We start from the raw sequence: 24,954 nt of genomic DNA, 5'->3' as shown, positions 1-24,954 counted from the left end.
TCTATAGATTCTTTGTAATATCTTCTGTCATTTTTTTTGCATCTGCGAATAACATCAATGTATTTTCTTTATAAAATAAATCATTGTCAATTCCCGCATATCCAGGAGATAAACTTCTTTTTACAAATAACACTGATTTACATTTTTCTACATCTAAAACTGGCATTCCATAAATTGGGCTTTGTGGATCAGTTTTTGCAACTGGGTTGGTCACATCATTAGCTCCAATAACAAAAGCAACATCTGCATTTGCAAAATCGTTATTGATCTCTTCTAATTCGAATACTTCATCGTATGGTACATTTGCTTCTGCTAATAATACATTCATGTGACCAGGCATACGTCCTGCAACTGGATGTATAGCATAAGAAACTTTAATATCATTTTTCTTTAACGTATCTACCATCTCTCTAAGAGCATGTTGAGCTTGTGCAACTGCCATTCCATATCCTGGAACAATTATAACTGAAGATGCATTTTTCATTAAAAAAGCTGCATCATCTGCATTACCACTTTTTACTGGTCTTTGTTCTTTACTTTGACCGCTAGTTGTTTGGTCTGTAGCGCCAAAACCACCTAATATTACATTAAAGAATGATCTATTCATCCCTTTACACATAATATATGAAAGTATGGCTCCAGACGATCCAACCAATGCACCAGTTATAATTAAAGCAGTATTTTCTAAAGTAAATCCGATTCCAGCCGCGGCCCAACCTGAATAAGAATTTAACATTGAAATTACAACTGGCATATCTGCTCCACCAATAGGGATAATAATTAAAAATCCTATTAAAAATGATACTGTAATTATTATCCAAAATAAATTGGATGATTGGGTTGAACAAAGATAAATTGTTAAAATTACAATTAATACTAACAATAATGCATTTAATAAGTGCTGACCTTTAAAGGTAATAGGCGCACCTGACATTATTCCTTGTAATTTTAAAAAGGCTATAACAGAACCAGAAAAAGTGATTGCACCAACAGCTGCTCCTATCGCCATCTCTATTAAACTTGCTAATTTAATATTTCCAGGTGTTCCAAGATTGAATGCGGCAGGATTAATGAATGCAGAAATTGCAACAAATACAGCTGCTAATCCAACTAAACTGTGAAAGCCTGCAACTAGTTCTGGCATTGCAGTCATTGGTATTCGATATGCAATAAATGCACCTATACTTCCACCGATTGCTAAAAATATTAAAACATATATAAATCCAGTATTAAAATTTCCAACTGAAAGAAATGTTACAGTCACAGCTATTAACATTCCAATGATACCAAATAAATTTCCTTGTCTTGAAGTTTCAGGAGATGACAAGCCTCTTAAAGCTAAGATAAACAATACACCAGATACTAAATATAAAATTGCAGACAAATTTGCTGACATTAATTATTTATCCTTTTTCTTTTTTTTATACATAGCAAGCATTCTTTGAGTGACTAAAAATCCACCAAAGATATTAATTGCTGCTAAAATAATTGCTAAAAATCCAAATATACTAGATGAAGAAAACACTATCCCAGCTCCTCCAGATAAAGCTGCAATAATTGCACCTACAATAATAACTGAAGAAATTGCATTTGTAACAGACATTAATGGTGTATGTAATGAGGGTGTTACACTCCACACTACATAGTAACCAACAAATATTGATAATATAAATATACTTAATCTGAATATAAAAGGATCTATTTCCATAATATTATTTAATAAAAGTTTTCTCTATTATTTCATCTTCTAAATTAATATTTAGTTTCTTATTTTCTTTATCATATAAATTAGAGATAAAATTAAATACATTTTTAGCATACAAATTAGAAGCAGATACAGGCAATTTGTTTAGTATATTCGCCTCCCCTAAAATTTTAACACCAACTTTTTCTACAATTTTGTCAACTTCAGTAAAAGTAGTGTTTCCTCCTTGAACGGCTGCTAAATCATAAATAACTGAACCTGGTTTTAAATTTTTAAACATATCTTCTTTAATAATTTTTGGAGCTTCTCTTCCTGGAATTAAAGCAGTACAAATTATTATATCAATTTTTTTTAATGTCTCTGTTAATAAATCTTCCTGTTTCTTTTTAAATTCATCTGAAGCTTCCTTTGCGTAACCACCTTCAGTCTCTAAATTCTCAGATCCTTCAACAGTTAAAAATTTACCACCTAAACTTTCAACTTGTTCTTTGGATGCCATTCTTACGTCAGTTGCAAATACAACTGCCCCCATTCTTTTAGCAGTTGCAATTGCTTGCAATCCAGCAACTCCTGCTCCAACGACCAATACTTTGGCAGCAGGAATAGTTCCTGCTGCTGTCATCATCATTGGAATTGCTCTTTCATAGACTTGAAAAGCTTCTACCACTGCTTTATAGCCAGCAAGATTAGCTTGTGATGATAAAATATCCATTGATTGTGCTCTTGTTATTCTTGGTAGCAACTCTAATGAAAAACAATTTATTTTTTTGGATTTTAAATTTTCTAATTTTTTTTTATTTAAAAAAGCATTTAATGAACCAATTAAAGTTTGATTTTCTTTAAATAGTAATAATTTTTCTTCATTTGGTAATCCTAATTGAATAATAATCTCAGAATTTTTGATAATTTCATCTTCATTATCTAAAAAATTAACTCCTTCATTTTTATAATCTTGATCAGCAAAACCTAAGTGGGTTCCGTAATTATTTGGTAAAGTTAAATTGAATCCTAAGCTAATATATTTTTTTGCAATTTCAGGAGTTATAGCTATCCTCTTTTCAATATAATGGTTTTCTGAAATTGATGCTAAATTCATAAAAAATAATTTAATAAATTATAAAAGAAATATTGCCATTAAAACTAAAACTGTAATTACAGCAACTGTTCCCCACAAAACAAATTTAGTAAAGTTATTCCAAGTATTTTTATGGCTTTCATTATCCATAAATTTATTTCTGTCGTGCTTTAAATTTTGGGTTTGTTTTGTTTATGACATAAACCCTTCCTCTTCTTCTAACAAGCTTAGAATTTAGGTCTCTTTTTTTAATAGATTTCAATGAGCTTTTAATTTTCATAATTGTGGCTCTTAATAAAGGAACTTATGTAATCTTTCAATTGTAATTTTCCATATTTTTGAATTATTTTGTTATTACTGGATATTTTGGTCAAAGCAGAGGCATATCTTTCACCTAATCTTGGTTTCAAGAATTTAATCTGACTCTTAAACATTTTTGCAACTTCAATTATTGAATAATAATTTTTATTACTAATACTATAATATCTGCACTTACCTGCTTTAAATGCTTCGTAACAAATTTGGACAGTATCATCAATATGAGTAAATCGTCTTGTCTGGCTACCAGGTTTAACAACAGTTAGAGGTTTTTTTTTTTTATATTGATCTTCAAATATTCCAATGACAGTTGCCATATCTCCAACTTTAATTTGTCTAGGACCATAAACATTATAAAAAAAAATAATCTCAAATTTTAAGTTAAACCATTTTTTTAAATTTTCTAATAAATCTATATTTCTTGATTTAGTAAATGCGTATGGAGATAAGTTTTTATCATTTTCTTTATTACCTAAACTTGCAGATGTTGCTGAATAAATTAATTTAATATTATTGTCTAAACAAAATTTAAAGACTGCTTTTGAACCAATTGTATTTGATTGATAGCACTCGTCAAATTTTTTAAAACTTTGAAAAATTCTTGCGAACTCACCAAAATGAAAAATTGAATTAATTTTTTTTTTATATTTTTCCAGAATGTTGTTAATATTTAAGGTGTTACCCTTTATATATTTAACTTTATTATGTTTTATATGATTTTTTTTTGAACCAGTTGAATAATTATCTAAGCTAATGATTTCATAATTAGTTTTTGCAACTAAAAACTCAATAAGGTTAGAACCAACAAATCCTGCTCCACCAGTGACAATGATTAAGTTTTTCATTTAAGATAGCCTGGCAACGACTTACTCTTCCATGTCTTAAGACAAAGTACCATCAGCGCTGAAAGTCTTGACTTCCGAGTTCGGAATGGGATCGGGTATAACACCTTCGCAATAATCACCAGGCATGAGATATATATACAAACGATACTATGTTGTAAACATTAATTTTTAAAATTTAAGAATTTATTTTTTAGGCTTGTGCCTAAATATAGCGTACAATGCTTTTAGACCATCTGAAAATTTAATTTTTTTTCCATCATCATATGATCTACCATAATATTCAATTGGCACCTCTATGATCTTTTCATTTAAAAAGGCAATTTTACATGTAAGTTCTGGACAAAAGGCAAAGTCATCTTCAATTAATGATAGTTTATCGAAAATATTTTTTTTACAAACTTTATAACAAGTATGAGCATCTGTTAATTTTTGATCATTAAAATAATTTGAGATAATTGTTAATACATGATTGGCAAATATCCTGATAATTGAAGTAAAATTTTTATTAGTATATCTTTCTCTTCCTAATACTCTAGATCCATATACCACATTTGTTTGCTGACTTATAATTGGATGTATCAATTTTTTATAATCATTTGGATTATATTCTAGATCTGCATCCTGAATTAAAACTATATCACCATCAATTACTTTCTTGGCTGTCTTTATACAAGCACCTTTACCACGATTTACATCATGTTTTAAAATAACATGATCACTGAAAAATTTGAAATTTTCTATTAATTGAAGTGAGTTGTCCGATGAGAAATCATCTACAATTATAATCTGTTTTTGAATGTAAGTTTGTTTTTCAACTAAATTCAGTAACTGAACTATAGTTTTATTTTCATTGAAAACTGGTATGATTATACTTAACTTCATAATTTATCTAATGACATTGTTTTTTTTTAAAATTTTAATAACAAATTTATTCTATTTAATTTTAGGAAAATTAATATGTTTTAAATTATTTAAAAAGGAAATTATAAATATAGAAGATATTTCAATTTTTGGAATTTTAATTGCTTCATTTATTGCTCTTTTAATAAATTTTTTACTTCCTTTGAATGTTCATGTTAACTCAATTTTTATAATAATTGTTATTTTATTTTTTATTCCCAATTACAAAATTATTCTTCAAAAAGATTTGATTTTTTTAAGTATAGTAACAATTTTGAGCTTTTTTTTAATTCTGTATGACAATGAGTACCGACCAGATGCTGGTTTATATCACTTGCCTTATACACAAATAATAAACGAGAATAACATTATAATTGGATTAGCAAATTTACATTTTAGATTTGGACATACGTCAATTATTCAATACTTATCTGCTTTAAACTATAATTTTATTACTGGCAAAGAGGGAATTTTAATACCTCTAGCTAGTTTAGTGACTTTTATTTATTTTTATTTTTTTTACGATTTATTTAAATTTATAAATAAGAAAGAAGATTTTTCAATTGGTAAATTATTTTCAGTACTTATTATAATTTATATAAGTTACAAAATTAATAGATATAGTGAATTTGGTAACGATGCACCTGCGCATATATTTTTATTTTATGTAATTTCAAAATTCCTATACTTAAAAAATTTTTCAACTAAACAAATTTGGAATTTTTACATTTATTCAGTATTTTGTTTTTTAAATAAAATTTTTTTTATATTTATATTTCTAATTCCATTTTTTTTAATTTTAAAAAATAAAAAATCTTTAACAAAATTAATATTAAGTTTTCCTTCGTTCATAATGTTAGCATGGTTAATAAAGAATATTCTCATAAGTGGATGCATGATCTATCCAATGAAAATAACCTGCCTTGAAAACTTACCTTGGATGAACTTAGAGACTGTTGAAAAAGTTCAAATAGAAGGAGAAGCGTGGGCAAAAGCATGGCCCGAAAACAAAGACAAAACAATAAATATGGCAGATTTTTCTCAAAAATTTAATTGGATTGAAGCTTGGGCATCTAATCATTTGGTATATATATTAAAAACATTAACGCCATATTTAATATTTGTTTTATTTTTTTTAACTTTTTCAGTTAATAAAATAAATCGAATTAAATTTTTTAATTTTTTCAAAGATCAGAAAATTCAAATTTTATCTTTAATTTCTATAATAGGTATTTTTAGTTTTTTTCTCAAATTTCCTATTTATAGATATGGATATTCTTATTTAATAATTTTTTCATTTATATTTTTTGGAGCAATCTTTAATGATTTAAATATAAAAAAACTAATAAATTACTCTAAAATAATTTTTATATTTTGCATTTTTATTATCTGCTTCAAGCAATTCTTAAGAATTTACAAATACAATGAAACAAGAAATTATATTCCAAGTCATATATTTGTTGATAAAAAAAATTACGAAAAAAAATATAACAAGGTTGGTATTAATGAAAATTTTCAATTTTATTTAAGCAAAGATGAATGTTTTTATGGTTTAGCACCTTGTACAAATTCAATTTATTGGAAAAAACAGTTAGATTATAAAAAAAAATGGAATTTTAATTTAATATTAAGTGATTAAAATAATTTTATTTTAATGTAAATTTTAAAATACAATATAAAGCTCTAAAAGCATCCTTAAGTCCAATTTTTTTTCCCTGTTCATAAGTTCTTCCTCTGTAAGATATTGCAACTTCATAAAACTTAAATTTTTTTTTAGCCATTTTAATTGTAAATTCTGGCTCAAATCCAAATCTATTTTCCTCAAGGGTCAAATCATTTAAACAATTTGTTTTAAACGCTTTAAAACCAGTCTCCATATCGGTCATGTTTATATTTGTGACCAAATTACAAAAAAATGTCAAAATTTTATTAGCCAAATAATGCCAAAAAAAATGTAATCTAACATACTTTCCACCACCTAAAAATCTTGATCCATAGACTATATCTGCATCTGTCTCTAAAAAAGGGATTAATAACTTGTCATACTCACGAGGATCATATTCGTGATCAGCATCCTGAATAATTACATAGTCACCTGTGACTTCTTTGAAGCCTGTTTGTAAGGCCTTACCTTTGCCAAAATTTTTATCGTGATAATAAAGTTTTATTTTTTTTTGGTCTGCTAATTTATCTAATAACACTCTTGTTTTATCATTTGAGAAATCATCAATTACAATAATTTCAAATAAACACTCTAATTTTTTTAATGAATTAATAGAATTTTCAATAACTTCGATTATAGTATTTTCTTCATTAAAGCATGGGATTACTATTGATATTTTTTTTTTAAATTTCATAAAGTTAATAATTTACAAATCATATTATATATACAAAATAAAATAATAATAATATCAAGAATTTTATAAATTATCAGTGAGCACTATAAATATATTTATTCCCATTTGGTCACCATTAATTTCAATCATACTTGTAGTGGGATTATATAAATTTGGTAAAATAATTACAGAAGCTTTTAAAATAAAAGAAATAATTTCTAAAATTTCTTCTCCAGCTTTTCAATACATAATGATTGGTTCTGTTTTTTTATCTACTCTTATTTTTCCTATAATAATTTTTAATTTAGTAAATATAAAGTTATTTATTAAATTAATTTCTTATTTTTTAATTTTTTTGGCATTATTAGAAATATCAAACTTATATATTTCAAAAAAGATTTACATCAAAGAATTACAAAATAAAAATATTAATTTTTTAGTTCTTTTGTTTATTATTGGGTATTTTTTACTGTCTATTGCTCCTATAACTAATGCAGATTCACTTGACTATCACATAGGTATTCCACTTTATGTTTTAAATTATAATGAATATCCAAGCTATAATTTTTGGACTCACTTTACAAAATCAGGATCTGGAGAACTTTTAAATGCAGTGGGACTAATTGTTAAAGCTGAACAATTTCCATCACTAGTTCAATTTTCTGGTATTTTAAGTATTACTGGAATTCTTATTAAAAACAAAAAAAAATATAATAATTTATACCTGTTATTATTTTTAAGTTGTCCAGTTTTAATTCTTTTAGTTTCTAGTGCTAAACCTCAATTAAACTTTATAGCATCATCAGCATTAATTTTTACGTTAATATTTTTTGGATTTGAAAAAAACTTTAAAGATAAAGGGTTTATAATATTTATTTTAGTTCTTTTGTTTTCAAATATTAATGGAAAATTTTCATTTGCTTTAAGCTCGTTCTTATTCTTCATTACTATAATTTACTATTGTTATAAAAATAACAAATTAGAATATCTCTTATTGAGCTCTATTGTTATTTTTTCCTTAACTTATGGTCCAAAAATACTTTGGAAACATAATGTTTATGAAATGAGTATAATTGACTCAATTTTCAAACCTTTACCTATACAAATTTATGGATACCAACAGCTTTACAAATCTTTAACATCATGTGGATACGATGGATGTTTTCCCAAATGGGTTCTTTTTCCCACTAGCATAAATACTTTGACGGAAACACTTGGATTAGGATCTTTGATAATTTTTTTTTCAAAATTTAAAAAAAAATTTAAAGAGTTTATAATTGTTATTTTAATATCTTTGTATGTAATACTTGCATTTTTTTATGGTCAAAATAACCCCCGATGGTTCGTGGAAGTTTTCGTTTGGTTAATAATCACTTCTAAATATTTTGGATATAAAAATAAAAGCTTTATAGAAATTTTATACTACTTTACAAAATTTCAAAGTTTAATGGTTTTTTTGGTAATATTATTTGGAGTTTTTTCTTTAACTAGAGGAGTTATTTCTGAAAATTTAAGAGATAAAGTTTTAACTAGCTCTGCTAATGGCTTTAGTCTATTTAAATGGTCTAACTCAAAATTGAAGGATGATAATATTTTAATATCAACTCACAGATCATTTTCTTTAAGCAATGTTAAAACAATTCCTGGTGATATATTTAATTATATTGATATTTCGAATCCTGCCTCAAAAGATCACTTAATCGAAATTAAAAGTTTAAAACCTTCTCATATACTCTTTTATGATGACAAAAAACATTTTAAAAAACTATCAAAATGCTTAGGAAATTTAGTTTATTACAATAAAAAAGCTGGAAATTTTAGCTCACGAAATCCTTTCAATAGAAGTAAAAGGTTTTATGAAGGTTTTATTTATGAGTTTGAATATGAAAAACTACCTAATTGTGCTTTTAAAAATTAAGTTAATTTAATTTTTCCATTATTTCGTTTAAAGATTTTACTATTTTTTTTTGATCTCTTAATTTTAAAGATGGATATAGTGGTAAAGAAAATATTTCCTTTGAAAAATTTTCTGAATTTTTGAGACAGTTACAAAAATTACATACAAGTTTTCTGTAATTTTTCATTTTATGAATTGGGTTTTGATAATGTATTAATGTTTCAACTTTTTTCTCTTTTAAGAGTTTCTGAATTAAATTCCTTTTTTTATGTTTTACAACAAATAAATGAAAAGAATGACTTGTGTTAAACTTATTATATTTTAAAAAACTAATATTAACCAAATTTTTATAATAATATTCAGCAATTAGTTGTCTTTTTTTAATATCTTTATTAATACTTTTTAACTTAAAATTTAATATGGCTGCTTGAATATGGTCCATTCTAGAATTTGTGCCATCTAAAATTGATTGGTAACCATTTTTACTTTTTGAGTCTATTCCATAAAATCTCATTAATTTTAATTTTTTTAAGTCAGTTTTTTTTTTTGTAACAATAAAACCTCCATCTCCATAAGTTCCTAAAACTTTTGTGGGATAAAATGAAAAACAACCAAAATCTCCATAAGTTCCTGTAAATTTATTTTTATATTTTGATCCAAAAGATTGCGCACAATCTTCGATTACTTTTAAATTATGTTTTTTTGCAATTTTACAAATTTTGGTTATTTCACTGCTAGAACCATATAAATGAACAGGTATTATAGCTTTAGTATTTTTATTTATGAAATTTTCAATTTTATTTTCATCTATAAGTCCGTTATCCAAATTAATATCTACCAATCTTGGTTTGGCTCCTGCGTTAATTATAGCTGAAATTGTTGGTATAGCAGTCAGACTAGAAGTAATTACTTCATCACCATCTTTAATTCCACAAGCCTTCAGAGCTAAATAAATTGCATCTGTTCCTGATTTGACAGTTAGGCCATATTTGGAATTCAAATACCTATTTAGATTAATTTCAAGTTTAAGAATTTCTTGACCAAAGAATACTTGGCCTGATTTTAAAACTTTATCAATTTCATATAAAATTTTTTTTTTACTAATTTTGTACTCTTTATCAAATGTAAAAAATTTGATCATAATTTTGCTATATCATAAATATAATCTTTTTTATCAAATTTAGTTGTACATAAAACTAAAAGTGATGAATTTTTAATTTTGGAAGAAAAACTCACCCAATGATTATGTGGTACGATATATCCGAATTTATTTTTTTCACTTATTTCAAACTTATATTTTTTTTTTTTACTTATAATTTCAAAATTAATTTTTCCTTTAATACAAATAAATATTTGAAAACCCTTTTTATGAGCATGACCTCCCCTTTTAAAGTTTTTGTTCAATGAAACAATAAACAACCTATGAATTTTCTTATTAATTATTTTATCAAAGTTGAATGGTATTAAAATACCTCTTTTATCAATTTTTTTATTAAAAAAAAATTTTTTAATCATGATCTTTAAATTAATCCTTTATTAAAAATCTACAGGTATGATCTACAAAATGAAAATATTTTTTTTTATTTTTAAAAAATTCATCAACGGCTAACTTTGCTCCTTTCCAGTATCCATAATCATCTATAATTAGGTAACCACCTTTTTGTAATTTATCATATAAAATTTGAAGCTCAAATTTAGTACTCTCATAAAAACATGTATTAAGCCTCAAGATAGCAATTTTATTTGGTAAATTATTTTCATTTTTCAAAGTCTCTTGTGTTTTACCCTTAATTAATTTTAGATTATTAGAGTCCCCCGTAATTCTAACAAAATTATTTTTAACTTCATCTAAACTTATTTTACTATTAAAGGATTTGAAATTTTCTAAATTAGTTTTGTCTGAAAAATATTTTGTTGCATTTATATTTTTAAAATCTTTATCATTTTTTGTAGGTTCAGGCATTCCCTCAAAAGTGTCGTAACCAAAAATATTTCTATCAATTAAACAGTATTTTTGCATATATTTCCTCATTAAAATCAAATTTCCACCCTTCCAAACACCCGTTTCTACAAAATCTCCCTCTATATTATTTTCAGAAATTTTTTTTAAAGCAATTATTAAAGTCCATATTCTTAGAGAGCCATTCATTGAATATTTTTTTGTTAACTCTATCAACTTTTTTTCTTCAATATCTGCCTCAACTGGAATTTTATTGGAAAACTCATTTTCTAATTTTATTAATCTTAAATTAAAATTAGCAAGACAAAATTGTATCAAATTTTTAATCATTGATCTTTCTTATAGCTTTATTAAATAAAAATTCATTATAAATCTTGAAATTTACTTTATCTGATCCCACACAAATATTTTTAATGTCATAACAAAATTTGTCCTTATGATTGGATTCAAATATTTTTAAATCATCATCTTTATTTATTAAGACAAGTGACGAATAATCATAGAAATTACTTTTGTTTAATTTTAAAAAATACTCAAAATTTGAGTAATTTTTTATACTCAGTAAAAATAAACTTATTATTATTATATTTTTAATAGAACTTTTAAATAAATCATAAAAGTTTATTAAGATAACACTAATTAAAAACATTGAGAAAGAAATAATAAAACCATATGAAAATCTAACATCTGGTGCAATTAACCAAAGTATATTTGAAAACAAAAATAATATTAAAAATATATATAAAATATTAAAATCAATTTTAAAAATTTTTTTTGAAAACTTATCAAATAAAATTATTAACAAACATAAAATAATTACAAAATAACAAATTTGGAAAATCGAAGTTCTTAAAAAAAAATTAAAAAACCATGGTTTGAACCATGATAATGAATAATTTGTAATTTCATAATTACCAAAAAATTCATGATCTGGTGAACTTCTCTGAAAAGAAATAATAATTTCATAATATTTTCTTACCAATTCTTTGGAAAAATCAAAATTGATTAAGTCACATGTTTGATAAATTGGAAATATTAAACAATTTGATGTTAAAATATTTTTAAAAATAAATAGTGAAAAAGGCAAAAAAGCAAAAATAATAATGAGAGAAATATGTTGTTTATTGAATGATTTTAATAAAATAGGTAAAGTTAATATAAAAATTGGCATATAACTTATTCTAGAAAATACTGTTAATGAACAAGTAATAATTAAATATAAAAAAAATACGTTTCTATCATTATTATTTTTACTATCATAATATTTTAAAAAAAAATAAACTGATAAAATAAAAAAGATAGCTGCATTAAAATCTGTTCCTATACTTCCAAGTTCCATTAACAAAATTCCGTTTCCAAATGGATGAATAAGACTGAAAATTATTATGAAAAAATAACAATTAATTAAATATAGATCTGAAAGTAAAATGAACTTTTTTTTTACAGTTTGAAAAAATATTAATGTGAGCAATATAAATGGTATCAAATTTGCTGCAAAACTTAAATTATAGTTATTAATTTTAAGATTAAATAAACTCAAAAACATATGCCAAGGAGAAACCATTCCCAATCTCATATCTATCTGAATTAAGTTTTTACTAATTGCAAAATCACTAAACCAATTCAAAACTTGATGATGATATAACATAGTGTCATAAATAGGTGAGTTAGATAAAGATATAAAAATTATAATAACGATAGAAATTATAGAAATGAAATTTATTTCTATTTTTTTAAAATTATCTATGAAGTTTAGCTTTTTTTTTTGATAAACAATTAAAATTAAAACTAAAAAAATGAAAAAAAACTTTAGTGGAAATATAAGGTGCCAAATAAATGACATAAATATTATAAAATAAATTCCAATTATTAAAATTGAATAGTCAATTTTAAGGGTAATATTAAAATTTTTGCTAATCTTATTTATTATGATAAAGCTAACATTATATAAAAAAAATAAAATTATTAATAAGCTAAATACAGGTATTATCATTCTGATAATGGTGAACCACTTCTGACTTTTTCTTTATATTCATCGGAAAAATTCTCTATAAAACACTCAATTTTTGATCTATTTTCCAAAAAATCAAAAATATAACCTTTTTTAATTTTCAAATCTATTTCAGCATTAGTTGCAACAGTTGGAGAACACCAACTTTTATTAAGATAATGAATTTTCAATACATTAATATTAATAAACCAAGTAATCAAATTTAATAATATCAAAGTATATATATATTTTTTTGGAAACAATTTACTAATAATTAAATAGAAAAAAACTAAACCAGGTTGTAAATACGAAATTTCTGCTGGTATCCATAAGAATATAAGTAAGTTAAATAAAATTAATGCAATTTCAAACTTATAATTCTTAATTATTTTAAAATTTTTTTTATCAAGATTAATAAAAACATATAAAACAAATAAAACTTGCATAATACCTACTGACAATATTGTTTTATATGTAAATCTTGATAAGTAACTGAGTAAATCAGAATCTGGTCTACCGGCTGTCAACCAATCCAATCCTAACCCATGCTGAATCCAAACAGGTAAATAAAATAACCCTGAAACAAAAATAATACCAATAAAATGCGTTAGTTTTTTAAAAGTAAATTTTGAATCATTGTTAAATAAAAAAATAGCTGCAAAAACAAAAGGTACAAAATTAATTCTGGTTCCAATGGAAATGGCAAAAAAAATTAAACTTAAATCTAATTTTTTTAAATTTCGAAAATGTAATCCTAATGTAAAAAAAAATAAAGCCCAAGCATAATCTATTGGTTCTAAATTTTCAAAAAAAAGGTAAGGGTTAGACAAAGCTAAAACTATAAATACTAAACCTGTTTGAAAATCTTTATTAAAATAAAGATAAACAATTACAATTAATGCAGATAAAAAAAGAAAGAATGTAACTAAGTTAACAACAAAGCTTCCAAAATTTAAAGCTAAAAAACCTATTCCAAATTCTGCAACTGGGTTGCCTGTAAATCTTGAAGTCATAAAATTTCCATTAAGGAAATTTGAGTAAACTCCTATCATGGGAATTGTATCTTCATCTGAGCCATATCCCCCTATGTAAGATAAATAAATACCTACCAAAATTATTATAAAAAGAAGAATGGAGAAAATATTTTTTTCAACTAATTTCATTTAATCATTCATCTAAAGTAAATAAAAAATTAGGATGAGAAGATATTTTTACAAATTGGTAGCCTGCATCAATTAATAAATCAGTTGTTTTGATGAATCTTTTTTTTCCATGATAATTAAACTTATTTAGCTCATCAAACTCAACACATATTTGTTTGGGTTTAATATTATCCATCAAAATATTTTCAATAACTTCTATTTCAGCGCCTTCAATATCAATCTTTAACAAAGGTATGTTTTCTATATTATACATTTTCATTATACTTTTAATTGTAATCGTTGATACCTCAATAAAATCTGTCGCTCTACTATAATCATTTTGCCAATTATTTATTGAATGGCTTATTTCTTTTTTATCTGGTGGTTTAAAAAATTTAATATTCTCATTATCTTTATTATACAAAGCCTTTTCAATAAAAATTAAATTTTTACTTTTAATATTTGATAAATCATAGGAGCTTATTTCTTGATTACCAATTTTATTATATTTTGTTTTTTTTGGATTACCTAAATTTTCAATAATTTTATTAAAGTGAATTTTTGATCTTGGCGTTGGATCTACAATAATTATATTGGCATTGTACTTATTTGCAAACTCAATATCAAAGCTAGCATCCTCTCCTAATCCACATGATAAAATAGTTGATTTAGATAAGTTTATTTTATTTTCAAAAGTCCAGCCACCATAAATTGAACCTAGACGGACCAAATTTTTTTTTTTAACAAATTTGTATCTACTTATTAAAATTTCAGTCATATATTTGCTGTAAAGAAAATTTAGTTTATTTTTAATTCTCTCAATCATTTTTTACTCACTAAAATATTTTCTATAAACATTGAATTCAAATTTGTTCTAAAAAATGTATTCATTGCATCTTGTGGTGATTCTACAATAGGTTCATTCACATTAAATGATGTGTTTAAAATAACACCATGTCCAGTTCTACTTTTAAATTGATTTAATAATTTATAGAACAATTTATTTTCTACAGGAGATACAGTCTGAACACGAGATGTTCCATCAACATGAACAATACCTGGCAGATTATCCTTTGCTTTTTTTTTTGCTTTTACAACAAAAGTCATATTTGAATAATCGACATTATTCTCCGTTTCAAAGTAATCGCTAGCATCTTCATTTAAAACTGAAGGTGCAAAAGGTCTAAAATCCTCTCTTAATTTTATTTTTAAATTAATTCTATCTTTAATATCATCTAATCTTGGATCTGCTAGAAAACTTCTATTACCTAGCGCTCTAGGGCCCCATTCCATATTTGATTGATACCAAGCAATTACATTATCCTCTAAAATTTTACCACAAGCAGCTTCAACCAATTCCTCATCTGAATTAAATATTTTGTAATTAAATTTTGAGAGTAAATTTGAATTTTTTAAAAATTCTAAAACATATTCTTGAGAATATTTTGGGCCCAAATAACTTGATATTTTAATTTTTTTGAAATTCTTATCATTTTTAGATTTCGAAAATAAAGCGGCACCTATTGCACCACCAGCATCTCCAGAATTATTATGAAGAAAAATTTTCTTGCTATTAAATTGTTTAGATATTTTTCCATTTAAAACTGAGTTAAAAATTACACCACCTGATAAACATAAATTATTGAAATCAAATTCTAAATCTAAGTTTTTTATTATTTTAGTTATTATTATTTCAATATAAAGTTGTAAGGATGCAGCAATATTTTTTGTTTTAACAATATCTATTTTTTTTTGATTTGTATTTGAAATATCAAATAAATTATACATATTCTCACTATATAAATTTGGAAAGTATGGTTCTGATCCTTCAAATGAGTATCCAGTTAAACTGTTGAGATTAAAATATTTTTGATTAAGCTCAAAATTATAAGGAGGATCAAATTTTAATAATTTTCTGAACTTATCTAAGTAAATAGGCTCACCAAGTGCCGACAATCCCATGATTTTATACTCATCACCATACTTTTTAAATCCTAAAAGTTGTGTGATGGATTGGTATAGTATTCCAATTGAGTGAGGATAGTTTACTTTTTCCAATAGTTCGATTGAATTATTTTTACATCTAAAAATTTCTAAAGATGAAAAATCTCCGGTACCATCAATTGATAGGCCAATACATTCTTCAAATTTTGAACTGAAATATGATGAAGCTATATGTGCAAAATGATGTGGTATAAATTCAATTTTTCCCTTAAAGGAACTATTAATATTATCTTCTAGAATTTTTTTTAAATTACCTCTTTTCGTCCAGTCATAAATTCTTTTATAAATATTTAAGTTTCTAAAGTTTTTTGATACATAAGTTATTTTTTCAATTAAGTTATGTCTTCTATTAAAATTAGTCGAAATTATATCGATATCGTTTAATTTTAATCCTCCTGCTTTTAAACAATATTTAATTGCATCTATAGGAACACCTGAAAAATGTTTAATACGAGAAAATCTCTCTTCTTCAACTGCGGCAACTATTTTATTATCAACAATTAAACAAGCAGAAGTGTCAGCGTGAAATAAATTTAATCCTAAAATAATCATAATTCTATTTATTTTTTTTTATTTTTAAATTTTCCATTAATAGTAATAAAATAATCATAAATACCATCAGAAAACCACCATTCCAATATCCTGCTCCTCTTAAACCTTGAGTTATTAGAAAAGGCAATAAAAAAATTTTTAGTTCAAAATTAATTTGTCTTGAAATCAAAAATAGAAAACAAATAAAGAAAAAAACAATTGATATCAAACCAAATTCAACAATAAGTTTTACAGTTAAATTTGTTCCATCTCTTAGATTTAGATTATCTGCATATGGATTAGCTGATATAAAATCATATTTGTAATAATTATTTGCTATATAATAATTGTTATATCCAAAACCAAATGGTTTTTCTATAATTGATTTTTTTGCTATACTTAATGCTCTTATTTGGACTTGGGATGTTAAATTGTTTGTAAAATTTTGATCTAATTTATGATATAAATCTTTATTTAAAAAGATTAAATCGTTTTCAATTTTACTTATTTGAACAATTATATTATCTTTATCTATATGTTGAGGATTTTCAAATATAGTATCTATTAATTTTTGTCTTTTTATATAAAGTTTATTAAATTCAATTAAAATATTATCTTTATCTTCAGATATACTATTGTTGTTATTTTTGGATTTGATGTTTTGATCAGATTTCTCTGTTTGTAATTTTTTTTGAATTTTTGTTTGAAAATTGTATGTATTTATAATTTCATTAATTTGAGAAAAACGTACATTGCAGCTAGAAGCGTTCATTAATATAAAAATAATCAAAAAAGAAATGAAAATTGATGGATATAATTTCTTTAGAAACTTTGGATTAAATATTAAGATAATAAATACACTAATAATAAAACCTAAAAAAAATGTAGTTGATGCATTAATGAACAAAAGAAACAAAAAAAAAGTAATTAATAATTGTAAGAAAATATTCTTTTTAGTTGAAAATTTATTCAAAAATAAAAGAAAACAGCCAACTGAAATCATTCCCAAATGAGATCTTTCTTTAAAAAGAAATTTTTCATTTAAAAAGTTCAATCTATAGGAACAATAATCATTAATGTTAAAGTCAATTTCATTTAGTAATTGAAAATTATTTTCTGTAATAGAAAATAAAATAGATAAAAAGAAAATAAAAAAAAAAATATAAACTATTTTTTCAATATTTTTAATTAAGAATCCTAAATTTGATTTACAAAAAGAAAATAGAAAAAAAATTAGAACTATTTCTAAAACATCCTTTATTGAGAAAAGCTCAGTACTTGTTAGAAAAAAATAATGTATAAAAATCAACAAACATATAAGAATACTAATCCAAATAAATTTAACATCTTGTTTTTTTATATTAAAAAAAAACGCTATAACTAAAGTTGGATATATAATTGATTTAAAATTAATATTATAAATATTTAAATCCCACAAAAATAATGATGAGAAGAAAATTACTATAACATAAATATTTTTTAAATATTCAAGCTTATTACCTATACTATTCATTAAAGTACATTGTTATTAAATATGTGAATATCAATATGAATATAATAGGAACAAAAAATAACAAACTATTTAAAGGATTAATACCAAAATGAATAAGCCTGTATACTATTACCTGAGATAATAAAGAGCAAAGATAAACATTATTATAAGATAAATGAAGTATAAAAATTTCTATATAAGATAAAAAAATACCAATAATAAACATTGATAAAAATAATATCAAATAGCTCCCACTATAATAAATAAAAGCAATTATTCCTGGAGTTTTTATAACCCTGACATTTTCTGCTAAATTATCATTAACATGCTTATATCCCAAAAATTGCTTTTCATAAAAATTGTTATTTTTAAAATTAAAATTTTCAAATAATGAATTATAAAGCAGCTTAATATTCAAATTATCTGTTGAACTTAATAAAATAACTGAGTCTATTCCAACAAATCTTTTGGTTATTAGTGTAAATATTTTTTGATAACTACTTTTTAAATAAGTTTCATCTTTGATTCTATTTTCATAGATTTTTTTTTCGTCTGCATTGGGTATGTTAAGATTATAAGAGTTTCTTTGTTTTTCAACAATAAGTAGTGAAACTAAAAATAATAACAAAGATAAGATTATTATAAAAAATATTTTTTTTATATTAATTTTTCTACCTAAATTATTTTTAAAATTATAAAAGTTTACTAAAATTAATGAAAAGCTATTAAATATCATCCCACGACTAAAACTCGAAATCGAAGAAAAAAAATTTTCAAATATAAAAAGGAAATAAAAATATATCTTTTTTGATGAATAATTATAAAAATAAATAGTTAAACAAATGAAAGAGGAAAACCCATATATTAGACAAATTTTAAAAGGAGTATTTAAAAAATTGTATTCACCTTCATGATTAATAATTCCTTTTTGATAAATTAAATTTTTAAAATTAAAGTAAGTAATTAATAATATTAATATTAATAATGAAAAAATAATTAAGTTAAAATGCTGTTCTAAATAAATACTTATTTGTTTTTTCAAGACAAATTTTCTAATTTTTTTTTTATTTTTTAAAAATTTCAGATAAAAAATAAAAGATAATATTAATGCAAAACAGGCTAATGATGAAATTATTAAACTAGAATTTTTTACTGGAGATGAGAAATATCCTGAGGGTATTTCGGGATAAATTCCATTATAAATAATTTCAACACATAAATACTTAAAGTAGAATCCTAACCAAATGAAAATTGAAAAAAAAAGATGAACATAAGAAATTTTGTATCGCAAACATAGATAGGGGTAAATGTTAAATAAAACAGAAAAAATTGAAAATAAAAAAATATCTGTATCTAAGTTATAAACATAATGAAGTAGCAAGCCTAAAAATATAAAAAAAGAAAATAAAATTTCAGCTTTTTTTGTCATTTAAAACAAATTTATAATTTATAAAATTAATTAATCCTGAAATTATAAACGAAAAATATATAAATTTCTTATCAAAAAGAAAAATAATTATGGGAACAATTATTGAAATTAAAAAAGCATTTAGGATATCAACTTCATAAATTTTTGATTTACTTTTATAATTTACAAATTTTACACACCTATCAAACACTCCTAAAATCAAGAATATAGATCCAACTAATGAAAATAACAAAGTTATGAAAAATTTTTCCTCATTAATTGAGCTAAAAATTGAATTAATAATATCTAAAATTATATCTTTAAAAACAATATTAAAAACAATTAATGAAATAATACCTAAAATTATTAATTTAAATACTTTCGTTAAATTTAATCTTATTAATGACACACCTATGACATTTAGGAGCAAAGTACCAGGGAGAGATGCAATAGCAAAACACATAAAATACATAGCCGCTATATCGACACTATAATTTTCATATATAAAAATTCTCCAAACAAATACCGGTAAAACTAGAAAAAAAGATGATAGCGATTTTAAATCTGCTTTTAATAGATCATTAAAATTTAAATCAAAATTAAAATTAACTATTTCTTTTAAGGATATATATAGATTAATTAAAAAAATGATTGAAAAAAATAGATTTAAATAAATTAAAAAAATAAAACTTTCAAAAATAATCAAAAGAATTACAAGAAAAATATATAACATTATCAAAAAGCATATATTAAAAATAAATCTTATTTGTTTTTTTTTTTCTAATATTGATATTAAAATTTCATTAACCCAAAATATTAAAATGATTGGTGAAAATGATATTGTGATTTTAAGAAAACTAATGTTTGTTAAATTTATGATAAAAAAAAAAGTAAATAATATGATTAAAGAAAATATTATTCTATCAGAAAATATACTAGAAAAATTTTGAGATTTTGATGTAAGAATAATATTTCGCCCATGCAAAGAAAAAATTTGACATATAATATTCAAGCCACTTGTTAACAAGGCAATTTCAACTCCAATAATATTGGAGTCCAAGATAAAAAAAATAAACATTAAACATGTTGGAAAAAAATTATTTAATACTATTGTGAGTAAAATCAAAAATGAGGATTTCATTTATTAAAATTTTTTATATTTATAAAATCAGGTAATTTTGAAAAAATTTTTAAAATATAAAAAAATATAAAAATCATTCCAAAGTATTGAAAATAAATTTTTAAATCTTCAGAAATTTTTTTTTTAAAAAACTGTAAGGAAGTACTTTTGCCACCATATTTCATTAATATTGAATTAATATTATAATAAACAACATTTTTTTTCATATTAACTAATCTTAAAATAAATTCTGTGTCTGAAGATATTTGTAAATTTTCAGAATAATAACCAATTTCAAGAAAAATATTTTTTTTGATTACCATTGTTGTGTGAGCTATTTTAAATGAATTAAATTTATTTAATTTTTGAAAAGGCTTAATCCATTTGCGAATAATTTTGTTATAATTATTTGTATAATAATAACAATTTGAAGTAATGATTTCATTTTTGTGAATTGCACCAGAAAATTTACTTAAAACATTTTTATCAAAAAATAAATCACCTGAATGTAGCATGGCTATATATGAGCCAATACTTTTTTTTATTCCATAATTTAATGCTTCATATACAGAATTATCATTAATTGAAAAAAACTGAATTCTAGGATCATTATATTTTTTAATAACATCTTTAGTATTATCAGAGGAATAACCATCTACGATAATATATTCAAAATCTTTGAATGTCTGAGAAAGTACGCTTTCGATAGTTCTGCTAATATTTTTTTCATCATTTTTTACAACTGTAATTATTGTAAATTTTGTCATTACAACAACTCATAAGTTTTTATAATAGCCTCACTAAACTTAGTTTTATATTTCCAACCTAATTTTTTAGATAATGTAGTATCAAGTTTTTTTCTATACGTACCTTTGATATTTGTTTTGTGAAATTTTATTTCAGTTTTTACATCTAAAATTTTCATTATTTGCTTTGCAAAATTTTTAATCGAATATTCTATATCTGTACCAATGTTGATTAACGATGGATTATTTTTTTTTTTTAGAAAAAACAGACATGCATCAGCAAGATCCTCTACATAAATGACTTCCCTAAGTGCTTTGCCATCTCCCCATAGATAAAGGTATTTCATTCTGTTTTCTTTTATCAATTTAATTTTTTTTAAGATTGCTGGCAAAAAGTGAGATGTATCTAAATCATAATTATCACCTGGTCCAAAAACATTACATGGCATTAAAGAAAAGTAATTTAATTTATAATACTGAGAATAATATTCACAAAGTTTTATTCCAAAAATCTTTGCTAAAGCATATCCCTCATTAGACTTTTCAAGTTCTCCCTTTAAAAGTATATTCTCTGATATCTCTTTTTTTAAATTTCCTGGATAAACACAACTCGAACCTAAAAATAAAAGATTTTGAATTTTTGTAAGATATGATCCATGAATTATGTTACTCGCAATTAAAGTATTTTTTATTAAAAAATCAGGCTTAAGATCTATATTTTTTTTAATGCCTCCAACTAAAGCAGCAGCTATAATAACATACTCAGGTTTATTTTTTTTTAAAAATTCATAAGTCTTTTTTTGATTTGTTAGGTCTAATTCCTTTTTTGACTTAATTATTATGTTTTTATAACCTCTTTTTTTAAGAAGTCGTAATATAGCAGACCCAACCATTCCATTGTGTCCTGCTAAAAAAATTTTAGAATTTTTTTTTAACATTTTTATGTAAATAAATTTCGTAATCTATCATTTCATTAACTAGCTTTCTTAAATCATATTTAGGTTTCCACTTTAAAATTTTTCTAGCTTTTTTAGAGTCCCCTACCAAGGTGTTTACTTCTGTTGGTCTAAAATATTTTGAACTTGTTTGAATGATTACTTTATTTTTAGAGTCAGTTGCATAAGGAAATTTATTTTTTTCATTCCAATAAATATCAATTTTTAAAACATCACAGACAAGATTAACAAATTTCTTTACAGAAATTTGTTTACCTGTAGAAATAACAAAATCCTCAGGTTTCTTTTTTTGCATCATTAGCCACATTGCTTCAACATAATCTTTAGCATGACCCCAATCTCTTCTTGAATAAATATTACCAAGATATAATTTTTTCTGCATCCCATACTTAATTTTAACTAAAGCAGAAACTATTTTTTTTGTAACAAATGTTTCACCTCTAAGTGGACTTTCATGATTAAACAAAATTCCATTGCATGCGAATATTCCATAAGCATCTCTATAATTTTTAGTTAACCAATGAGAGTATAATTTGGCTATAGCATATGGGCTTCTTGGGTGAAATGGCGTTTTTTCATTTTGTTTTTTTTTGTATATACCTCCGTATAGTTCTGAGGTACCAGCTTGGTAAAACTTAATTTTTCTATTTGTTTGTCTAATTATTTCTAATAATCTTAACGTACCCAATGCTGTAGTGTTTGCGGTATACTCTGGTTGTTCAAAAGACACAGCGACATGCGATTGAGCAGCTAGATTATAGATTTCATCTGGCTTAATTTTTTCAATAATGCTTTGTAATGATGAGGCGTCTGTCATATCTCCATGATGTAAGAAAAATTTTTTTCTTGATTGGAAATTATCTTCATAAATATCATCAATCCTTTGAGTATTTATTAATGAAGCTCTCCTTTTAAGGCCATGGACTTTATATCCTTTTTTTAATAAAAATTTTGCTAAATAAGATCCGTCTTGACCCGTAATACCTGTTATAAAAGCACATTTTTTCATAATTGTTCTTTATCTTTGATAATGAATAAATAATTAATTGCAACCAATAACCAAATTTGTGATCCAAGCCAAGAACTAAAAATTGATCCAGATGGTTTAAATGGGAACAAAACTGCAAACATTAAAGATAATAAGTATATTGCTATAGTTTTATCTGGTTCTTTTTGATTATGTGAGAAAACTATATTATAAAAAAACACAACAATCATAGTAATAAAAAAAATATAACCTATAAATCCAATTTCAGAAATTATTTCTAGATGAAGATTATGAGGATGTGTTGAACATCCATCTTTTCTATTAAAAGATAATATTTCATTTTCATAATCAAGACAAACAATTCTAAATGTTCTTATTCCTGATCCAAAAACTGGATTATCTTTAATTATGTTAATCGCTGTTAAATAATGTGCTCCATAGATAGTATTTCTAAAATTATACAATGACTCTTTAAAAAAATTACCTTTAGAATTATTTTTAATGGACTCTAAATTTTTTAAAAACTCAAAACGTTTTTTGTTTATAACAATTTTTTCTTTTATAGTTATATCTTTTGGTTCATTCAATAATTGTTCCTCTAATACAATTCTTTCTTGTCTATTGTGCCAATATTCTGTTGTAAAAGAAGGTTGAGATCTATCCAATATTTGATGGATATCCTCGATGTATCTGTTGTAACTTTTTTCTGTAGTAAAAATCATTAAAGTTACCAAAGTAAATAATATCAAAAAATAAAATAAAAAATATTTTCTTAAATATTTATTAAAAATTAAATTAAAGAAAATAATTAAAAAAATCATTATTAATGGACTCCTATCGCCAGTCAAAATTATTCCAAAACTAAAAAAGGAAAGAAATAAAAAAAATAAATTATATCTTTGATTTGTTAAAAAATAACTCAAACCTAAAAAACCAAACAGAAAAATAAATCCTCCAGCAACTATTTCATCATTAAAAATACCAGTAAATCGATAATTATTTAATTGTGGTTTGAAACCAAAGATATTTTCACCTGTTTTGTATTGAATAATTAAATCAATAACAATGAAAGTTATAAAAACTAAATTTCCTAAAAAAAAATATTTTATATTTTTAATTAAAAAAAATGAAAAAATTTGCACAAAAATTAGAAAAAAATAAAATCTAATCTGAAATAAGCTTTTCAAAAATAAATCGAATTGAAAAAAGTTGATAAAACTATTTAAAATAATATAACAGAATAAAATGGTTAAAATTTTATTAACAGAGTTGTTAAAAACATTAATTTTAAAACATAAGAAATAATAGACTGAAATTAAGCATATTATTAAATAAAAAACATTAACAATAAAACTTTTAACAAAAAATAAACTTGTCATTGTTAAAAGAAATAAATATAGAATATCAATATTAACTTTTTTTAGCTGCATAATTTCTTTGTTCAAAAATAAATGTTACTTAATATAAATTTTCTACATATAGCATTTACAATATTTATAACATTATTTTTTGTCATTTATAGGAATCACATTTCATTAAAA

The 24,954-nt window shown here is 23.4% G+C and carries 26 protein-coding genes and 1 rRNA gene; 4 read left to right on the top strand and 23 right to left on the bottom strand.

Annotation, left to right across the window (positions count from 1 at the left end):
- Position 1 precedes the first annotated feature (1 nt).
- The 8 genes from ACTTBI_RS00255 to ACTTBI_RS00220 all read right to left on the bottom strand — a co-directional run bounded on the left by ACTTBI_RS00255 (position 2) and on the right by ACTTBI_RS00220 (position 4,825).
- Positions 2-1,396, bottom strand: a complete 1,395-nt coding sequence (locus ACTTBI_RS00255) for an NAD(P)(+) transhydrogenase (Re/Si-specific) subunit beta (protein WP_440652132.1) — start codon at positions 1,394-1,396, stop codon at positions 2-4.
- Positions 1,397-1,399: 3 nt separating this feature from the next.
- On the bottom strand, positions 1,400-1,708 hold the full coding sequence (locus ACTTBI_RS00250; RefSeq protein WP_440652131.1) for a proton-translocating transhydrogenase family protein: 309 nt from the start codon (positions 1,706-1,708) through the stop codon (positions 1,400-1,402).
- 4 nt (positions 1,709-1,712) lie between these two features.
- Positions 1,713-2,801 (bottom strand): NAD(P) transhydrogenase subunit alpha, encoded by a 1,089-nt coding sequence (locus ACTTBI_RS00245; protein WP_440652130.1) that lies wholly within the window; start codon positions 2,799-2,801, stop codon positions 1,713-1,715.
- An 18-nt stretch (positions 2,802-2,819) separates the two neighbouring features.
- On the bottom strand, positions 2,820-2,930 hold the full coding sequence (locus ACTTBI_RS00240) for an aa3-type cytochrome c oxidase subunit IV (RefSeq protein ID WP_440652129.1): 111 nt from the start codon (positions 2,928-2,930) through the stop codon (positions 2,820-2,822).
- Between the two features lie 4 nt (positions 2,931-2,934).
- A complete protein-coding gene (gene ykgO / locus ACTTBI_RS00235; RefSeq protein ID WP_008545413.1) occupies positions 2,935-3,060 on the bottom strand; it encodes a type B 50S ribosomal protein L36 in 126 nt (41 codons plus the stop codon).
- The gene (locus ACTTBI_RS00230; RefSeq protein WP_440652128.1) at positions 3,050-3,943 is read right to left on the bottom strand and encodes an NAD-dependent epimerase/dehydratase family protein; all 894 of its coding nucleotides are present in this window, start codon (positions 3,941-3,943) and stop codon (positions 3,050-3,052) included. The genes ykgO and ACTTBI_RS00230 overlap by 11 nt, the downstream gene beginning before the upstream one ends.
- A gap of 8 nt (positions 3,944-3,951) precedes the next feature.
- A 5S ribosomal RNA gene (rrf, locus tag ACTTBI_RS00225) occupies positions 3,952-4,066 on the bottom strand.
- 60 nt (positions 4,067-4,126) lie between these two features.
- Positions 4,127-4,825, bottom strand: coding sequence for a glycosyltransferase family 2 protein (locus tag ACTTBI_RS00220; protein ID WP_440652127.1), 699 nt, complete (start codon positions 4,823-4,825; stop codon positions 4,127-4,129).
- A gap of 10 nt (positions 4,826-4,835) precedes the next feature.
- On the opposite strand from ACTTBI_RS00220, the gene ACTTBI_RS00215 reads away from it, so the two are divergent.
- The gene (locus ACTTBI_RS00215; protein WP_440652126.1) at positions 4,836-6,482 is read left to right on the top strand and encodes an LIC_10190 family membrane protein; all 1,647 of its coding nucleotides are present in this window, start codon (positions 4,836-4,838) and stop codon (positions 6,480-6,482) included.
- A 7-nt stretch (positions 6,483-6,489) separates the two neighbouring features.
- On the opposite strand, the gene ACTTBI_RS00210 is transcribed toward ACTTBI_RS00215, so the two are convergent.
- The gene (locus ACTTBI_RS00210) at positions 6,490-7,200 is read right to left on the bottom strand and encodes a glycosyltransferase family 2 protein (RefSeq protein ID WP_440652125.1); all 711 of its coding nucleotides are present in this window, start codon (positions 7,198-7,200) and stop codon (positions 6,490-6,492) included.
- A 76-nt stretch (positions 7,201-7,276) separates the two neighbouring features.
- Between ACTTBI_RS00210 and ACTTBI_RS00205 the strand changes: the two genes are divergently transcribed.
- A complete protein-coding gene (locus ACTTBI_RS00205) occupies positions 7,277-9,097 on the top strand; it encodes a DUF1420 family protein (RefSeq protein WP_440652124.1) in 1,821 nt (606 codons plus the stop codon).
- A gap of 1 nt (position 9,098) precedes the next feature.
- Here the strand turns inward: ACTTBI_RS00205 and ACTTBI_RS00200 are convergent, their stop codons facing one another.
- From ACTTBI_RS00200 to ACTTBI_RS00165, 8 genes are read right to left on the bottom strand one after another with little or no spacing between them, the layout of a single operon-like run.
- Complete coding sequence (locus ACTTBI_RS00200) at positions 9,099-10,217, bottom strand: DegT/DnrJ/EryC1/StrS family aminotransferase (protein ID WP_440652123.1); 1,119 nt, start codon at positions 10,215-10,217, stop codon at positions 9,099-9,101.
- Positions 10,214-10,591 carry a sugar 3,4-ketoisomerase gene (locus tag ACTTBI_RS00195; RefSeq protein ID WP_440652122.1) on the bottom strand — a complete coding sequence of 126 codons (378 nt, stop codon included), beginning with the start codon at positions 10,589-10,591 and terminating at the stop codon, positions 10,214-10,216. Before ACTTBI_RS00195 ends, ACTTBI_RS00200 begins: the two co-directional genes overlap by 4 nt.
- Before the next feature lie 10 nt (positions 10,592-10,601).
- On the bottom strand, positions 10,602-11,366 hold the full coding sequence (locus tag ACTTBI_RS00190; RefSeq protein ID WP_440652121.1) for a TylF/MycF/NovP-related O-methyltransferase: 765 nt from the start codon (positions 11,364-11,366) through the stop codon (positions 10,602-10,604).
- Positions 11,359-13,029 (bottom strand): LIC_10190 family membrane protein, encoded by a 1,671-nt coding sequence (locus ACTTBI_RS00185; protein WP_440652120.1) that lies wholly within the window; start codon positions 13,027-13,029, stop codon positions 11,359-11,361. The genes ACTTBI_RS00190 and ACTTBI_RS00185 overlap by 8 nt, the downstream gene beginning before the upstream one ends.
- Complete coding sequence (locus ACTTBI_RS00180) at positions 13,026-14,189, bottom strand: hypothetical protein (protein ID WP_440652119.1); 1,164 nt, start codon at positions 14,187-14,189, stop codon at positions 13,026-13,028. Before ACTTBI_RS00180 ends, ACTTBI_RS00185 begins: the two co-directional genes overlap by 4 nt.
- 4 nt (positions 14,190-14,193) lie before the next feature.
- Positions 14,194-14,946: an FkbM family methyltransferase gene (locus ACTTBI_RS00175; protein WP_440652118.1), complete on the bottom strand. Its 753-nt coding sequence runs from the start codon at positions 14,944-14,946 to the stop codon at positions 14,194-14,196.
- Between the two features lie 44 nt (positions 14,947-14,990).
- Positions 14,991-16,724: a carbamoyltransferase family protein gene (locus ACTTBI_RS00170; protein WP_440652117.1), complete on the bottom strand. Its 1,734-nt coding sequence runs from the start codon at positions 16,722-16,724 to the stop codon at positions 14,991-14,993.
- A gap of 4 nt (positions 16,725-16,728) precedes the next feature.
- The gene (locus tag ACTTBI_RS00165; RefSeq protein ID WP_440652116.1) at positions 16,729-17,475 is read right to left on the bottom strand and encodes a hypothetical protein; all 747 of its coding nucleotides are present in this window, start codon (positions 17,473-17,475) and stop codon (positions 16,729-16,731) included.
- A gap of 25 nt (positions 17,476-17,500) precedes the next feature.
- Here ACTTBI_RS00165 and ACTTBI_RS00160 point away from each other — a divergent pair, with 25 nt between their 5' ends.
- The gene (locus ACTTBI_RS00160; protein WP_440652115.1) at positions 17,501-17,716 is read left to right on the top strand and encodes a hypothetical protein; all 216 of its coding nucleotides are present in this window, start codon (positions 17,501-17,503) and stop codon (positions 17,714-17,716) included.
- Positions 17,717-18,208: 492 nt separating this feature from the next.
- Here ACTTBI_RS00160 and ACTTBI_RS00155 read toward each other — a convergent pair whose 3' ends face one another.
- A complete protein-coding gene (locus tag ACTTBI_RS00155; RefSeq protein ID WP_440652114.1) occupies positions 18,209-18,931 on the bottom strand; it encodes a hypothetical protein in 723 nt (240 codons plus the stop codon).
- Positions 18,932-19,607: 676 nt separating this feature from the next.
- Complete coding sequence (locus ACTTBI_RS00150; protein ID WP_440652113.1) at positions 19,608-20,336, bottom strand: hypothetical protein; 729 nt, start codon at positions 20,334-20,336, stop codon at positions 19,608-19,610.
- A gap of 88 nt (positions 20,337-20,424) precedes the next feature.
- On the opposite strand from ACTTBI_RS00150, the gene ACTTBI_RS00145 reads away from it, so the two are divergent.
- Positions 20,425-20,553: a hypothetical protein gene (locus ACTTBI_RS00145; protein WP_440652112.1), complete on the top strand. Its 129-nt coding sequence runs from the start codon at positions 20,425-20,427 to the stop codon at positions 20,551-20,553.
- 187 nt (positions 20,554-20,740) lie between these two features.
- Here ACTTBI_RS00145 and ACTTBI_RS00140 read toward each other — a convergent pair whose 3' ends face one another.
- The 4 genes from ACTTBI_RS00140 to ACTTBI_RS00125 are packed head-to-tail and all read right to left on the bottom strand — an operon-like array spanning position 20,741 to position 24,555.
- Positions 20,741-21,490 (bottom strand): glycosyltransferase, encoded by a 750-nt coding sequence (locus ACTTBI_RS00140; protein WP_440652111.1) that lies wholly within the window; start codon positions 21,488-21,490, stop codon positions 20,741-20,743.
- Positions 21,490-22,407, bottom strand: coding sequence for an NAD-dependent epimerase/dehydratase family protein (locus tag ACTTBI_RS00135; protein WP_440652110.1), 918 nt, complete (start codon positions 22,405-22,407; stop codon positions 21,490-21,492). The genes ACTTBI_RS00140 and ACTTBI_RS00135 overlap by 1 nt, the downstream gene beginning before the upstream one ends.
- Positions 22,388-23,434 carry a GDP-mannose 4,6-dehydratase gene (gene gmd / locus ACTTBI_RS00130; RefSeq protein WP_440652109.1) on the bottom strand — a complete coding sequence of 349 codons (1,047 nt, stop codon included), beginning with the start codon at positions 23,432-23,434 and terminating at the stop codon, positions 22,388-22,390. Before gmd ends, ACTTBI_RS00135 begins: the two co-directional genes overlap by 20 nt.
- On the bottom strand, positions 23,431-24,555 hold the full coding sequence (locus ACTTBI_RS00125; RefSeq protein ID WP_440652108.1) for an O-antigen ligase family protein: 1,125 nt from the start codon (positions 24,553-24,555) through the stop codon (positions 23,431-23,433). Before ACTTBI_RS00125 ends, gmd begins: the two co-directional genes overlap by 4 nt.
- Positions 24,556-24,954: the final 399 nt, after the last annotated feature.

Source organism: Candidatus Pelagibacter sp. HIMB1542, assembly GCF_052047835.1.
GTDB lineage: Bacteria > Pseudomonadota > Alphaproteobacteria > Pelagibacterales > Pelagibacteraceae > Pelagibacter.
Note: the sequence above shows the minus strand (reverse complement) of the source record. Positions and strands in the feature narration are given on the sequence as shown.